Source organism: Pseudoalteromonas sp. TB64 (assembly GCF_000498095.1).
GTDB lineage: Bacteria > Pseudomonadota > Gammaproteobacteria > Enterobacterales > Alteromonadaceae > Pseudoalteromonas.
In genome coordinates this window covers 1-15,068 of record NZ_AUTQ01000105.1, presented here as the reverse complement: position 1 = coordinate 15,068, position 15,068 = coordinate 1, and the positions used below count along the sequence as shown (strand labels likewise).

Below are 15,068 nucleotides of genomic sequence, written 5' to 3'. Positions count from 1 at the left end.
ATTTAAAACGCGTAACGCAGCATAAGTTGATAAACTGGTCCCGCTTCTTCAGACTCAATTTCGTACTCATCAAAGCTTCTACTAAACTGATCTTCAACGGTATCAAATTTATTGAAGGTTTCGTCTTTACTTGCATCAAGTAGGTTTGAACCCACCAAGCGTAGCGTTACATCTTCCCAACGTTTTTCTAAAAACACTTCAAAGTCGGCACTGTAAGACGTAGTGATTTCTTCACCTACAATACGTCCATAGGCATCACCTTGCTTGCGGTAAGTTACGCCAAATGCAGCTTTGAGTTCGGGTAAGTCTTGAATAAACCCAACGTTATAAACGTAGTCTGATTGGTCGTTAAATTTGCGAGTTCCAAAAAAATCGGTTACTTCACTATCAAGCCATGAGTAGTTTAAAAATACACCCGTATTAGGCATGCTAAATGCGCCAAGTGGAGTAGATAAATCAAGCTCAACGCCTTTAACATTACCATCGCCTGTGTTGCGTGGTTGCAGTACAAATGTACCTTCGCCCTCAGAGCCTTCTTGTCCTGTATTTGTTATTTCTATTAGGTCATTTACTTTGCGATAAAATAAATTAATACCTACAACGCCACTTTTTCCTAAGCGATACTCGTAGCCTAAGTCCATACCCCAAGCTGATTCTGGTTTTAATTCAGGGTTCCCTAGTTGGTCGTTATCGCCAAGCTCTTTTTCGATAAGTGCCGGCGTTAAAAAATCAAACTCAGGGCGGCGTAAACTACGCGCAACCGATGCACTTATACGCCCATTTTCGCTAACGTTATAACGAAAGTGTGCCGAGGGGAGGATAAAGTCGTAACTATTATTTTCGGTCACGCCAATTGTTTTATCATTAATTTTAGAATCGGTAGACTCCCAGCGAACGCCCAGCTCCCAAGCAAATAAATCATCTTTGTGCTTAACAAGGGCAAATAAGTCAAAGCGATCTTCTTCTAAAGTATTTACACCACCAGTAACCGCTTCGTACTCGCTATTAAATGCAGCAAGCGTTAAAGGTGTTGCTGCGTATTGATCCCAACTGGTAAGTGCAAGTTCTAATTCGTTTTGCGATTCTAAAATTTCACTGTCGCGTTTTTTATTTTGTAAAAATGCACCAAACTGAATTTCTTTGCTGTCACCCCAAGGTTGGCTGTGTTGCCACTGTAGAGTCCATTCTTTATCATCTATTTCACTTTTAGTTTGCTCTTCTTCAAATACCATAGGCAGCTCTGAGGTATCTAATTCGACTTCTTCCTCATAAACAGACTCTTCAAACCTAGCAAAGCCAAATTTAAACTTACTTGTGCCACTTAGTAGTGGAAATTCATAAGCGGTATTGATGTTGTAATTAGTTTGGTCAATATATTTAACATTGGCATTATCTGTTTCTAAGTTACCGCCATTTACAATATCGTTATTGGTTGCAGTTGGGTCGTTGTATTCAAATGAACGTTCATCCTCAGTACGCTCTGTATCAACCCACATAGCGCTAATATTAAACTGACTATCGTCGTCAAAAACAATTTCGTAGCTGGAGTTAAGTGACGTGTCGTCGCCATCGCGAGTGTCAGATTGGTCTTCGCGGTTATCAAATTCTTCTGTTTGAAAATTTATATTGTTTTCAGGGCTATCGCCGTAGCGCAAACTAGTTTTTTGTTTTGGGTTATATCTGCCTTGTAAATTTGCACCAAGTAATAAGCGCCCACCAGCAAATTCAGTACCGTACACTGCAGCTAAGCTTTCTTTAAATTCACCATCATCATAAAACAAGCCACCAGCACGCAAGTAACCGCCATCTAAACTGTAACCATCGCGCAATACAATATTTAATGTGCCCGCAATAGCATCGGCTGAGCGGTTAGCACTTGATGAGCGAATTATTTCAACGCGTTCAATTAACTCAGCCGGAATTCGGTCAACAAAAAATGAACGATCGGCACCAGCGCCAGGTACTTCTTCACCGTTTATAAGCACCTTTGTATAAGCAGGGCTTAACCCCCGCATACGTGCACCATCCGATTCAAGTACATCCGATAAAAATGTAACACTGGGTACTCGTTTTAATGCATCGCCTGCGGTTAAAGGTTCAAAACGTTGAAAGTATTCTTGTGAATATTCTAAGGTTGGTGCGAGTTCGTCAGAACGGTTTCTGTAACCAATTTCACCATATACAACAATTTTGTCAGAAACTTCGATATCTTTTTTTGTAGTTTCTTTTGCATCATCTTCTGCATAAGCCGTTAAATTACATAAGGCTAATGCGGCTACCAGTACTTTTATTTTAAAGTGTTTCATTGTATTTGCTCTTGGTTATTACTGGGTTGTTTCTTGGTATGGCGAGCAAGCTAAAGATATTTGGTTACGTAAATGTGACAGTGTTTAGTTTAAATACATGTATTTAGAGGTGTTTGAGTAATATGTAGAGCGTACTGAGCTTTTATCACTCCTTGTAAAGTCAGGTGTTATGTACCGTGCAGGGCTGTTTTTAAAGTAGGTATCATCTCGTTGTCATATAGCTGAGCTAATATGACCCTGCTAACAAAAACTTGTATGAACTAACTTCAAAACTCATTTATAAACGAGATACCGCACATGCGATTTAACCCCTTTATCAGCCACCGATTATTAATAAACGCTATTATTGCGATGTTTTTTAGCGCTGTGTTTTTAAGTAGTTACTTAGGTGTATTAAAAACTTACGCCAGTATTCAGTGGCTCGATATTATGGGGGAGGGCGGTATTGTATTAATGACCCTTGTATGGATTGCCGCGTTATTAATTTCAAGACCACCGAGTAAAGTAACCACTTACTTAGTGATAGGTGTTGGGCTATTTATGTTCTCGGCAACTCTAGATTTACTTGATGAATGGTTAATGCATCCAGCGCATCAATGGCTCAGTTGGATTGAATCTCTGCCAGCACCTTTAGGCATGTTGTTAACGAGTGTGGGTTTGTATTATTGGCATCAAGAGCAGTACGTATTAAATCTTCAGCTACGCCGCCGTGAAGCGCATTTACGTGAGCACGATAAGGTGTGCTCAGTTACAGGTCTTTATAAGGCGCAGTATCTAGATTCAGCAATTAAAGAGCAACTTACGAGCAAACAACCACTATGGCTTGGGGCTATTGATATTCGTGATTTTTCGCATTTTAATAGTGAGTTTGGCTTTCGCGAGGGCGACCGGTTACTGCGTGAAATTAGCGATCTATTATTAATGAATTGCCGACTAAGTGATGTAGTATGCCGCTACGCAGGAGACTGCTTTATGGTATTAATGCCAGCCACCACAGAGCAGCAAGCTAAAGAGCTGATGGCGCAAATTAAAGGAGCTCTAAAGCATTGTGCATTTAAAGTTGAAGCATCTAAAAAAGCAAAGTTTCAATATGTCACTACCGCCTTAATACAAGGTAATAAGCATAGCAGTACAGATAAACTAACAAGCCAACTGCATAGTCAATTACAACAAAAAAAGCATCAACAAAAAGTAGCGCACCGTGCACATGTTTGTTAGCCAAGACGACAAATATTTAAGCGCTCAAGGACTTATTACGTCAGCTGTAGAGCTTGCTCAAAGCCGAAACATAAATTTACATAAGCTGCTACGCGGTACCGGTATTTTTGAACAAGACTTACTTAATTTTCAGCATACATTTAGTGTGTCTCAGCAGGTGCGTTTATTAGCTCAATTTAAGTTGTTGATGAAAAGTACTGACAGTGGTTTTTTACTCGGTAGCCAACTTATTAACGACACTCGAGCCGAAGCTCAGGCATTAAAATATAGCGATAATTTAGCTCAAGTATTAAAGCAATTATCACTTTTAAGAATGCAATTAGCGCCTTTGCTGTTTAGCCAAACGTATATTAAAAACGATAATGTTTATATTTATATTCAGCCAGCACATGGGCTTGATGAAAGCCTTTACCACTATGTGCTAGAGATATACAGCACTGCATTTTATAGTTTACTTAAACGAGTGAGCGAAAGTTACCCGCATTGTCAGTTCGACTTTGCTTTTAAACGCCCTCGGCATATTCAAGAGTACGAACAAAATTTAGGGCTAAAGGTAAGTTTTGATAAGCCATGTACTCGCTGGGTATTAAATAAAACCATGTTAAGGGCTAAAAACCCGCATGCGAGTCAATTACGATTTATGCAAGCGCAGTCGCAGCTACATAATAAAAGCGTAGTTAGCATGACTTTTATTGAAGCCGTCTGCAGATACTTATACTCTCACCCAAGTGCTAATTTAGAGTGTACCGCAAAGCACTTTGCTATGAGCTCAGCTACATTTAAGCGCAGACTCAAACTCAATGGGGTACGCTTTTCAGCGTTAATAGATGAGCAAAATAAGCACAAAGCTATTTACCTACTTACTCTGTGCGCTAAACATAACGAACAAGTCGCTGAGCATTTAGCTTTTTACGATATACCTAACTTTCGGCGCGCCTTTAAGCGCTGGACAGGCTTAACACCTAATCAGTTAAAAGCGCAATAAGTTACTCAGTTGCCATGTCGATGGAGTGTAACAATGTTCGTGCCTTTAAATGTAGGTTTGCGTCCTCTGGGTTTGACGTATTAGTCAGCCAAATTACATTACCTTCTTTATTTACAAACAATGTAGTAGGTGTGCCTCGTATACCTAATTGCTGTGCTATTGCATCGGCTTTTACGGCTGTTTTAAAAGTATAACCTCTATCGCTAAGCGCTTTAGCGGGAGTGGCATCGTCATCTTCTTTAAAGCTCACGGCAATAACTTTTAAGCCCATATCATCAATTTTTTGAAGTGCTGGTTGCAGCTTTTTACAGTACGGACACCACGTTGCCCAAAAGTGTAAAACGTAAGGTTGACCTAATAAATCTTGAGTATTGAGTGCAGACCCATCAGCCATTTGTAAATTTAATGTAGGTAACTTAGGGTATGTTTCTTGCGTGCTTTCTTCTTGCGAATAGCTTGTAAAGCTTATAAAAATTAGTGCGATGGCAATAAATAGTTGCTTCATAATATGTTCGTTCTTATTTTACATATTAAATAAGAACGAGAATTTAACATTTTTATTTCAAACTAAAAGCGAGCAGCTTGCTCAACAACAATAGCGTGGCGTTTAGCGAGCCGAAGGTGGTCTTTATCGTAGCCACCACCTATTACTGTAGCAACGGGTGTATTGTGTTCAAGGCAGCGTTTTAGCACTAAATGGTCGCGCTTAACTATGCCATCCCAGCTGATATCTAATTTACCCAAGCCATCGCCTTGCCAAATATCAACGCCTGCATCGTAAAGTACCAAGCTTGGGTTTAGCTCTTTAAGTAAATAACTCAAGGTGTCGTCAACTACGGCAAGGTATTCGTCGTCTTTCATGTTATCGGCTAAGCCAATATCTAAATCGCTAGCGGACTTTCTAAAGGGGAAGTTTTTTTCACAATGGATAGAACAAGTATAAGCGTATGCTTGATGCTCTAACATTGCAGCTGTGCCATCACCTTGGTGCACGTCTAAATCAAAAATAAGTACGTTAGTTACTTCACCCGATTCAATTAAAGTTTGTGTGGTAAAGGCTAAATCGTTAACCATGCAGTAGCCTGAGCCAAAATCGGTATGTGCATGGTGTGTACCACCAGCAAGGTGACACGCTATACCATGTTTAAGTGCTAAGCGGGCGGTTTGTAACGTACCTTGAGGAGCTGTAAAGGTACGTGCCATAAGCTCTTTTGACCAAGGTAAACCAATGCGGCGCATTGCTTTTTCATCTAAGCGGTTATTCCATAAATCGTGTATGTAATTTTCGCAGTGTATTAGCTCAAGTGGCTCTGGCGTGCCTAATATTGGCTCAACCAGGTTATCGCCAATCAAACCAAGCTCTGCAACATGCTGATATAAATGTGCAAACTTACTCATTGCAAAACGATGCTTTGGATCGAAATTAAACGAGTAGTTAGGGTGATACACCAAAGGTAAATGTGGATTTAAAGTCATGTTTACACAAGTTGAAAAATTTGTTCTATGGTAATCAACTAATCCAAATGAGTCTATTCTTGTGTGTCGTGAATCAACATAGCGAGTTCGCGATGTAATAGTTCGTCATCAGCTAAGTTTAGCTCTATTAAACGCTTTAAATAAGTAATGCTGTCTATATCAATATGGTGGCATTTTAAACCAATATGATCGGCTTCTATATGGCACACCACAACCTCCATTTTTATTTCTATTTCGCTTTGAGGAAGTATAAAACGCAGTATTGCATTAGAATTAGTGTTACTTATAAAAGCATCGCATTTAGTGATTAATGCGCCATGCAAAGATACATCAAGTAATTTACATGGGTATTGGTGATCATTAAAAATTACTTGTGCATCGGTTGAAAATAAAACACGAGAAAACTGACGACGATTTTGCATAACCTAATTTAGCCTTACTGTTTTTATAATAAATTAAGCATAGCGGGTAATTCTCTACATGCTAGCAGGATATGCTCCTGTAATGCTGGTGGCATAAAAAAGCCCCGCATAAATGCAGGGCTTAGTTTTACTGTAATAAATTAATTACGGTAAATATTAACCAATTTTTTTGTACTTAATACGTTTAGGTTCAGTTGCTGCTGCACCTAGTGTCTTTTTAAGCCACTCTTCGTATTCAGTATAGTTACCATCAAAGAAGTTAATTTGACCTTCGTCGCGGTAATCTAAAATGTGCGTAGCAATACGGTCAAGGAACCAACGGTCATGCGAGATACACATTACACAACCAGGGAACTCTAAAATAGCGTTCTCAAGTGCGCGTAGTGTTTCAACGTCCAAGTCATTGGTTGGCTCATCGAGTAGTAACACATTGCCGCCAGCTTTTAATAACTTAGCAAGGTGTAAACGGTTACGCTCACCACCTGATAGGTCTTTAACAAACTTTTGCTGATCGTTACCTTTAAAGTTAAAGCGACTTACATACGCACGGCTTTGGAACTCAAAGTTACCAATTTTTAGTACGTCTTGACCGTCTGATATTTCTTGGAAAACAGTTTTGCTTTCGTCCATACCGTCGCGGAACTGATCAACGGTAGCAATGTGTACGCTTTCGCCAATAGTAATGCTACCGCTGTCTTGCTTTTGCTCACCACTGATCATTTTAAACAGCGTTGATTTACCTGCGCCATTCGCGCCAATAATACCTACAATGGCACCTTTTGGCATGCTAAAGCTTAAGTCGTCAATTAAAACGCGATCGCCAAAACTCTTACGAAGATTAGTTACTTCAAGTACTTGGTCGCCTAAACGCGGACCAGGTGGAATAAACATCTCGTTAGTTTCGTTACGTTTTTGGTAATCAGACTGCTGCATTTCAGTAAACTGAGCCATACGTGCTTTTGACTTAGCTTGACGACCTTTAGGGTTTGAACGAACCCATTCAAGTTCTTGCGCAATTGATTTTTGACGTGCTTTTTCAGATTTTTGTTCTTGCTGTAAGCGCGCATCTTTTTGTTCAAGCCAAGAAGAGTAGTTACCTTCCCATGGAATACCTTCACCACGGTCAAGCTCCAATATCCAACCCGCTACATTATCAAGGAAGTAACGGTCATGCGTTACCGCCACAACAGTGCCTTCGTAATCGTGTAAGAAGCGCTCTAACCATGCAACCGACTCAGCATCCAAGTGGTTAGTTGGTTCATCGAGAATAAGCATGTCTGGTTTTTCAAGCAATAATCGACATATAGCAACACGACGACGCTCACCACCTGAAAGGTGCTCAATTTTAGCATCCCATTCTGGTAGGCGGAGTGCATCAGCAGCACGCTCTAAAACGTTATCAATGTTGTGACCATCGTGCGCCTGAATAACAGCTTCAAGCTCGCCTTGCTCTTTTGCAAGTGCGTCAAAGTCAGCGTCTTCCATGGCGTATTCGTTATACACTTCGTCAAGACGTTTAAGTGCGTGTTTAACTTCGCCAACAGCTTCTTCAACAATTTCACGAACTGTTTTGCTTTCGTCTAAAACAGGCTCTTGCGGTAAATAACCAATTTTTGTACCAGGCTGAGGATGTGCATCACCTTCAAAATCTTGGTCAACACCGGCCATAATACGTAGTAACGTAGATTTACCAGAACCGTTTAAACCAAGCACACCAATTTTAGCGCCAGGAAAAAAGTGTAACGAAATATCTTTTAAGATAGTGCGCTTAGGTGGCACAACCTTAGATACTCGACTCATCGAGAATATAAATTTATCAGGTAAAACCATGGAGGAAAGCCTTCAAATAATAATAAAAATTTCAATGTTGTATTGTAGTGGCTGACGGGTGAAACAGTCAACGAATGCTGTATAGAACTATACACTTGTGTTGGTAATGGATGCGTTTATAGCTTATTAAAAGCTCATTAAAATGCGGTTATTACAAAGTCCGTAATGTGTAAGATAATGTAATGCATTGTTTTATATTGTTCGAAGATATTTCAATTTGAGTAAAAAAGAGACAAGATGTTTACAGGTTACAAAAAAGAAACAAATTTTAAGAGTTAGTCTAAAACTTTTTTAAATCATAAGTAGTCATCTAGTATTAATTACGTTTAAGGAATGAACATGAAAACAACAACAGTTATAAAATTAAGCGCGTTACTTTTAGGTTTATATTCATTTTCGAGCCACGCAGACATGCTCCGTGTAAGCGGCTATTACCATGGAGTAGGTATGGGCTCAACACAGATTGATGTTCATGAAAGTGATAGCTTACAATTTACAACGCTTTACGGACGGTTTGGTTATCAGTTTTCGCAATACTTTGCATTAGAAGGGCGTGTAGGGTTTGGATTAAATGATGAATTAGCACCTTTAAATGGAGTTGTTTTTACTCAAAACCCACAAGACGGCTCGCTCACCTCAGAACCCATTCAGAGCCAAATTGATTCAAGCCTTGATTTGCAAACAAGTATATTTGTAAAAGCTAATTACCCAATTTCATCTCGAGCTGATGTGTTTTTATTTGGCGGCTATGGTAGAAATAAATTAAGTTACAATGAAGGCGACTTAAAAAACCTGGCAGAATCAATAATTGGTACAGATTCACAAACTTCGCTTATAACTGAGCAAAACTACGACGAAGGCGGCGTAACTTACGGAACTGGAGTTGACTATATGTTAAGTCAACAATGGCAAGTAAGTGCAGAGTATCAATATTTTGATACAGACCAAGGCGATATTTACGCACTTAATTTATCTGTGATTTACCGTTTTTAACTGTATATGCGCTACTCGTTTTTAGTAGCGCTAGTTCAAAATATTAAAGTAGGTTATTTTATAATAAAGGCATTTTCCTCATACACACCACCTCGGTAAATCCTAATTTAATAGAATGAATAAATTTCATTTAGACATCTATACATCTAGAGGTTGATATTTTTTACTTTCAGTTCATAATTAACTTTCGGTTTTTATGAGCAGGAGTAAAAATATGCCAATTACAGTAAAAGACGAGTTACCGGCTATTGCACGTTTACGTCAAGAAAACGTATTTGTAATGCCAAAAACACGTGCAAAAACGCAAGAAATACGCCCAATGCGTTTGGCTATTTTAAACTTAATGCCTAATAAAGTAGAAACCGAAGTTCAGTTTATTCGTTTGCTTGCCAACTCGCCTTTGCAAGTAAATGTAGAACTACTGCGCCTCGACACTCACCGCAGTAGCAGTAATTCTGAAGAGCACCTTGATACCTTTTATCGTTATTTTTCTGAGGTTAAAGACAACAATTACGATGCGTTAATTGTAACCGGTGCGCCACTTGCCCATTTAGAATACGACGATGTAGCGTATTGGGATGAGCTAAAGGTCATTATTGATTGGGCTGAGCAACATGTTACCTCTACGTTATTTTCGTGCTGGGCAGCACATGCAGCGTTATATCACCGTTACAATTTAAAGCGTGATTTAAAAGACGACAAACTGTGTGGTGTATTTACCCACCAATGTTACTTTGATCACGGCGCACTGACTCGCGGGTTCGACGACACCTTTTTAGTACCGCACTCACGCTATGGTCACATTGATATAAATAAAATAAACGCCTGCGATGAGCTAGTTGTACTGGCAGGTTCTGAGCGAGTAGGGGCTTACTTACTTAAAAATAAATCGGGTAGCCAAGTGTTTATAACCGGTCACCCTGAGTATGACGCCGACTCGCTAAAAGCAGAATACGACCGCGATTGTAAAAAAAGCCCTAATGCACCAAAACCCGAAAATTATTTTCCGGATGACGATGCAACCAAACAACCTTCAAAAACGTGGCAAAGCCATGCTTTTTTACTTTTTTCGAACTGGTTAAATTACTACGTGTACCAAACCACACCGTATGATATTAATTTAGTTAGCCAAGACGTGAGGACTAACAACTATGCCGAATAACGCTCCTACAAATAATAAGCAAGCCGAAATAAGCGCCGCATTAAAAAAACGCATTTTAATTTTAGATGGCGCTATGGGCACCATGATCCAAGATCATAAGCTAGAAGAAGAAGACTATCGCGGAGAGCGTTTTAAAGACTGGCATGTATTAATTAAAGGCAATAACGATTTATTAAGCCTAACCAAGCCCAATTTAATCACTGACATTCATCGTGGTTTTTTATCAGCGGGCGCCGATATTATCGAAACCAACACGTTTAACTCGACCACTATTTCGATGGAAGATTACGACATGGCAAGCCTAAGCCGTGAAATAAACCTAGAGTCGGCTAAATTAGCACGCGCCATTTGTGATGAATTTACGGCTAAAACGCCAGAAAAACCGCGTTATGTAGCCGGTGTTTTAGGGCCGACATCTAAAACGTGTTCAATTTCGCCAGACGTAAACGATCCGGGTTACCGAAATGTCACCTTTGACAAGCTGGTTACTGCGTATATTGAATCAACACTTGCATTAATGGAAGGCGGCGCCGATTTAATACTAATCGAAACTATATTCGACACCCTTAACGCAAAAGCCGCCTCGTTTGGCGTAGAAGAAGCCTTTGAGCAAGCAGGGCGTAAATTACCAGTTATGATTTCGGGTACTATTACCGATGCCTCTGGTCGTACGCTTTCGGGGCAAACAACCGAAGCATTTTATAACTCTATTCGCCATATTAAGCCTATTTCGATTGGTCTAAACTGTGCGCTTGGTCCTGATTTACTGCGCCAGTATGTAGAAGAGTTATCGCGCGTGTGCGAAACCTTTACATCGGTACACCCTAATGCGGGCTTACCAAATGAGTTTGGTGAATACGACTTAGAAGCGGGCGATATGGCAACCGAAATTATCGATTGGGGTAAATCGGGCTTTATTAATATAGTAGGCGGATGCTGTGGCACCACGCCTGCGCATATTCGCGCTTTTGCAAAAGGTTTAGCGGGCGTTAAACCACGCCAACTACCGGAGCTTGAAGTACGCATGCGTTTATCAGGCCTTGAAGCCTGTAACTTAAATTAAGGAGCCAGCATGACCCAACAAATAGCAGTATTTACTAATGTCGGCGAACGTACCAATGTAACGGGTTCTGCCATGTTTAAACGTTTAATCATGGAAGAAGACTTTGAAGCCGCACTAACAGTTGCACGCGAACAAGTAGAGAACGGCGCACAGGTTATTGATATTAATATGGACGAAGCCATGTTGGACTCAAAAGCCGCCATGGTTAAGTTTTTAAACTTAATAGCCTCAGAGCCTGATATTTCTCGCGTACCAATTATGGTCGACTCCTCAAAATGGGAAGTAATAGAAGCAGGCTTAAAGTGTATTCAAGGCAAAGCAATTGTTAACTCAATATCACTAAAAGAGGGCGAAGAGCCATTTATTCGCCAAGCTAAAATAATAAAACGCTTTGGTGCAGCCGCTGTTGTAATGGCGTTTGATACCGACGGGCAAGCCGACACGGCAGACCGTAAGTTCGCAATATGTGCGCGGAGTTATAAAATATTGGTAGAAGACATTGGCTTTGCGCCAGAAGATATTATATTCGACCCTAATATATTTGCCGTAGCCACCGGTATTGAAGAGCACGATAACTACGCCGTAGAATTTATTGAAGGCACACGCCGCATTAAACAAAATTTGCCGCACTGTAAAGTGTCGGGCGGTGTATCAAATGTATCGTTTTCGTTTAGGGGTAATAACCCCGTACGTGAAGCCATTCACTCGGTGTTTTTATATCACGCTATTCAAGCTGGCATGGACATGGGTATTGTAAATGCAGGGCAACTAGCCGTTTACGATGATATACCAGAAGAACTACGTAAAGCAGTTACAGACGTAATACTTAATACCGATTCAGGCGCAGGCGAGCGTTTAGTAGAGCTTGCACCAAAATACTCGGGTATNCGCAAGCCGAGCGAGTAGAAGATTTAGAGTGGCGCACATGGCCTGTTGCAAAACGCCTTGAGCACGCGCTTGTTAAAGGTATTACTACCTTTATAGATGAAGATACCGAAGAATGCCGCGCCGCAGCAGCTAAACCTATTCACGTAATTGAAGGGCCGTTAATGGACGGCATGAACGTAGTAGGCGACTTATTTGGCGCAGGTAAAATGTTTTTACCACAAGTTGTTAAATCGGCGCGCGTAATGAAGCGAGCCGTAGCCTACCTAGACCCATACATTGAGCTTGAAAAAGAAGAAGGCTCAACTAACGGTAAAATAGTAATGGCGACCGTAAAAGGTGACGTACACGACATAGGTAAAAATATTGTAGGCGTGGTACTGCAATGTAATAACTATGAAGTAATCGATTTAGGTGTAATGGTACCGGCTGATAAAATATTACAAACCGCCATCGACGAAAAAGCCGATATTATTGGGTTGTCGGGCTTAATTACCCCATCGCTTGACGAAATGGTACACGTAGCAAAAGAAATGAAACGCCGTGGTTTTGAACTGCCGCTGTTAATTGGTGGTGCTACTACTTCTAAAGCGCACACCGCAGTAAAAATTGAGCCGCAATATGACAAAGGCGTAGTGTATGTAAGTAATGCCAGCCGTGCGGTAGGTGTAGTATCTAATTTATTATCAAAAGAGCATAAGCCTGGTTTTTTAGAAAAAACCCAAGCTGAATATGTAAAAGTACGCGAGCAACAAGCGCGTAAAAAACCTCGCTCTAAGCCTGTTACAATCCAGCGCGCACGCGATAACGCAGCGGTGCTTGATTGGGATAACTACACGCCACCGGTGCCTAAAAAGCTCGGCGTGATCGAGTTTAAAAACGTATCAATTGCCACTTTACGTAAATACATAGATTGGACGCCATACTTTATGACGTGGTCAATCGCCGGTAAATACCCGCGCATAATGACCGACGAAGTAGTAGGCGAGCAAGCGCAAAGCTTATTTAAAGACGCTAACGACATGTTAGACGACCTTGAAAAAGCAGGCAGTTTGCAACCACTTGGCGTAATAGGTTTATTCCCTGCTAACCGCGTTGGGGACGACATAGAAATATACACCGACGAAACACGTAAAGAGCTGTTAACTACCTCGTGCCATTTACGTCAGCAAACCGAAAAAACCGACTTTGCTAACTACTGCCTAGCCGACTACATAGCACCCAAAGGCACACCAGACTATTTTGGCGCGTTTGCAGTAACGGGCGGTTTAGAAGAAGACGACTTAGCAAATGCGTTTGACGCACAGCAAGATGACTACAACAAAATAATGATTAAAGCGGTTGCTGATAGGCTCGCAGAAGCGTTTGCAGAATACCTACACGAAAAAGTACGTAAAGAGTATTGGGGTTTTGCACCAGACGAAAACCTAGCAAACGATGAGCTAATACGCGAAAACTACCAAGGTATTCGCCCAGCGCCAGGTTACCCAGCGTGCCCTGAGCACACCGAGAAAAAGAAAATTTGGCAATTGCTCGATACCGAAAAGCGCATTGGTATGCAGCTAACTAGCTCGTACGCCATGTGGCCAGGTGCTGCTGTTTCAGGTTGGTACTTCTCACACCCAGAAGCTAAATACTACGCCGTAGCCGCAGTACAACGCGATCAAGTTGAAGACTACGCTAAACGAACCAATATGACGCTAGCAGAAGCTGAAAGATGGCTATCGCCTAATTTGGGGTATGATCCGGAGTAGTAGAGAAACGGTAAGCTATAAGTTAAAACAAAAACGAGCCTAATTAGGCTCGTTTTTTTGTACGTTTTAAAAAGTCATTAGGGATTATTTTAAGGACTATTCGCGAGTAGTTCATCTACTTTTTTTATGACATCTTCTGGTGTTGGCTCATTAGTTTGTTGTTGTAACCAATCTATTATTTTTGAGCGGACTCTATAACCCTTTTTAATGCAGTAGTGTTGAGAGGTAACCCAAATATCTGGTGCTCCCCTAGAGCTACCAGTGTACGAATTACAAATAGTGTAACCTTCACTTTTAATTTTACTTTCAATAAAGTAAGTATAAGTAGGAACTGAAAATAACATCAAAATTAAAGTAGCTCCACAGACCTTATACCATTTAATTAAAAGCTCAGGCTCTATTTCAATATTTCTTACTCTTAATAATATTAGCCGAGTAAGCATTGCAAGCATTGGGATGGCCAAAATTAAGCTCGGAGCAAAGCTCTTCTCTTTAAAAATTAGCTGATGTTTATTTAACGCCTCAAAGACTAATATCACTTCACGGTATGATGCAAAGGGCAAAGCCATAGTGAACACAAAAGACAGAGCAAATAAAAAAACACGCTTTATATTTTCACTTAACGTTAATTTTTCAGGTTTCATTAAATTCCCTTTAATCACCTGCTTAAGGTGTACCTCAATTTGGTATGTACAAGATTGGCTGAGCTTTATACATTTTGTTGTATGCTATTAGTTATATTTGCATTCGCGACCCGTTGAAGTCAAATTACAGCATTCAGTTTAAATATATTTTACTGCTAAAACGCCAGAAAAATAAGGTTATATAGCCTAGATGTTAGGACTAACATCTAAACGTATTCAATCTCGCCAGACGATTTTTGGCTGGTACTTTTCATACTCACAAGTTAGATACTACGATGTAGCGGCAGTGCAAAAAGATCAGGTTGAAGATACGCTAAACCAACAAATATG

Annotated in this window: 11 protein-coding genes and 1 pseudogene; 6 read left to right on the top strand and 6 right to left on the bottom strand. The window is 40.4% G+C overall.

Translation table 11 applies throughout. From position 1 onward, the window contains the following. Positions 1–2: 2 nt before the first annotated feature. The gene (locus L647_RS0107900) at positions 3–2,306 is read right to left on the bottom strand and encodes a TonB-dependent receptor (protein WP_024610675.1); all 2,304 of its coding nucleotides are present in this window, start codon (positions 2,304–2,306) and stop codon (positions 3–5) included. Between the two features lie 297 nt (positions 2,307–2,603). Between L647_RS0107900 and L647_RS0107895 the strand changes: the two genes are divergently transcribed. Together L647_RS0107895 and L647_RS0107890 are read left to right on the top strand one after the other, a co-directional pair. Then, the gene (locus tag L647_RS0107895; protein ID WP_024610674.1) at positions 2,604–3,524 is read left to right on the top strand and encodes a GGDEF domain-containing protein; all 921 of its coding nucleotides are present in this window, start codon (positions 2,604–2,606) and stop codon (positions 3,522–3,524) included. Further along, a complete protein-coding gene (locus L647_RS0107890) occupies positions 3,508–4,509 on the top strand; it encodes an AraC family transcriptional regulator (RefSeq protein ID WP_024610673.1) in 1,002 nt (333 codons plus the stop codon). Before L647_RS0107895 ends, L647_RS0107890 begins: the two co-directional genes overlap by 17 nt. 1 nt (position 4,510) lies before the next feature. On the opposite strand, the gene L647_RS0107885 is transcribed toward L647_RS0107890, so the two are convergent. The 4 genes from L647_RS0107885 to ettA all read right to left on the bottom strand — a co-directional run bounded on the left by L647_RS0107885 (position 4,511) and on the right by ettA (position 8,237). Beyond that, positions 4,511–5,014: a TlpA disulfide reductase family protein gene (locus L647_RS0107885; protein WP_024610672.1), complete on the bottom strand. Its 504-nt coding sequence runs from the start codon at positions 5,012–5,014 to the stop codon at positions 4,511–4,513. 62 nt (positions 5,015–5,076) lie between these two features. Continuing rightward, positions 5,077–5,985: a histone deacetylase gene (locus L647_RS0107880; RefSeq protein ID WP_024589271.1), complete on the bottom strand. Its 909-nt coding sequence runs from the start codon at positions 5,983–5,985 to the stop codon at positions 5,077–5,079. A 53-nt stretch (positions 5,986–6,038) separates the two neighbouring features. Next, on the bottom strand, positions 6,039–6,407 hold the full coding sequence (locus L647_RS0107875) for a PilZ domain-containing protein (protein WP_024593523.1): 369 nt from the start codon (positions 6,405–6,407) through the stop codon (positions 6,039–6,041). 156 nt (positions 6,408–6,563) lie between these two features. Continuing rightward, complete coding sequence (gene ettA / locus L647_RS0107870; RefSeq protein ID WP_024610671.1) at positions 6,564–8,237, bottom strand: energy-dependent translational throttle protein EttA; 1,674 nt, start codon at positions 8,235–8,237, stop codon at positions 6,564–6,566. A gap of 339 nt (positions 8,238–8,576) precedes the next feature. Between ettA and L647_RS0107865 the strand changes: the two genes are divergently transcribed. The 4 genes and pseudogenes from L647_RS0107865 (at position 8,577) to metH (ending at position 14,094) form a co-directional block, all read left to right on the top strand. Beyond that, positions 8,577–9,230: a porin family protein gene (locus tag L647_RS0107865; protein ID WP_024610670.1), complete on the top strand. Its 654-nt coding sequence runs from the start codon at positions 8,577–8,579 to the stop codon at positions 9,228–9,230. Between the two features lie 214 nt (positions 9,231–9,444). Then, positions 9,445–10,392 (top strand): homoserine O-succinyltransferase, encoded by a 948-nt coding sequence (gene metA / locus L647_RS0107860; protein WP_010555178.1) that lies wholly within the window; start codon positions 9,445–9,447, stop codon positions 10,390–10,392. Next, positions 10,382–11,455, top strand: a complete 1,074-nt coding sequence (locus L647_RS0107855) for a homocysteine S-methyltransferase family protein (RefSeq protein WP_024610669.1) — start codon at positions 10,382–10,384, stop codon at positions 11,453–11,455. Before metA ends, L647_RS0107855 begins: the two co-directional genes overlap by 11 nt. Positions 11,456–11,464: 9 nt before the next feature. Next, positions 11,465–14,094, top strand: a pseudogene (metH, locus tag L647_RS1000000125220) (methionine synthase). Positions 14,095–14,183: 89 nt separating this feature from the next. Here the strand turns inward: metH and L647_RS0107840 are convergent. Continuing rightward, the gene (locus L647_RS0107840; protein ID WP_024610666.1) at positions 14,184–14,738 is read right to left on the bottom strand and encodes a hypothetical protein; all 555 of its coding nucleotides are present in this window, start codon (positions 14,736–14,738) and stop codon (positions 14,184–14,186) included. Between the last annotated feature and the right edge of the window lie 330 nt (positions 14,739–15,068).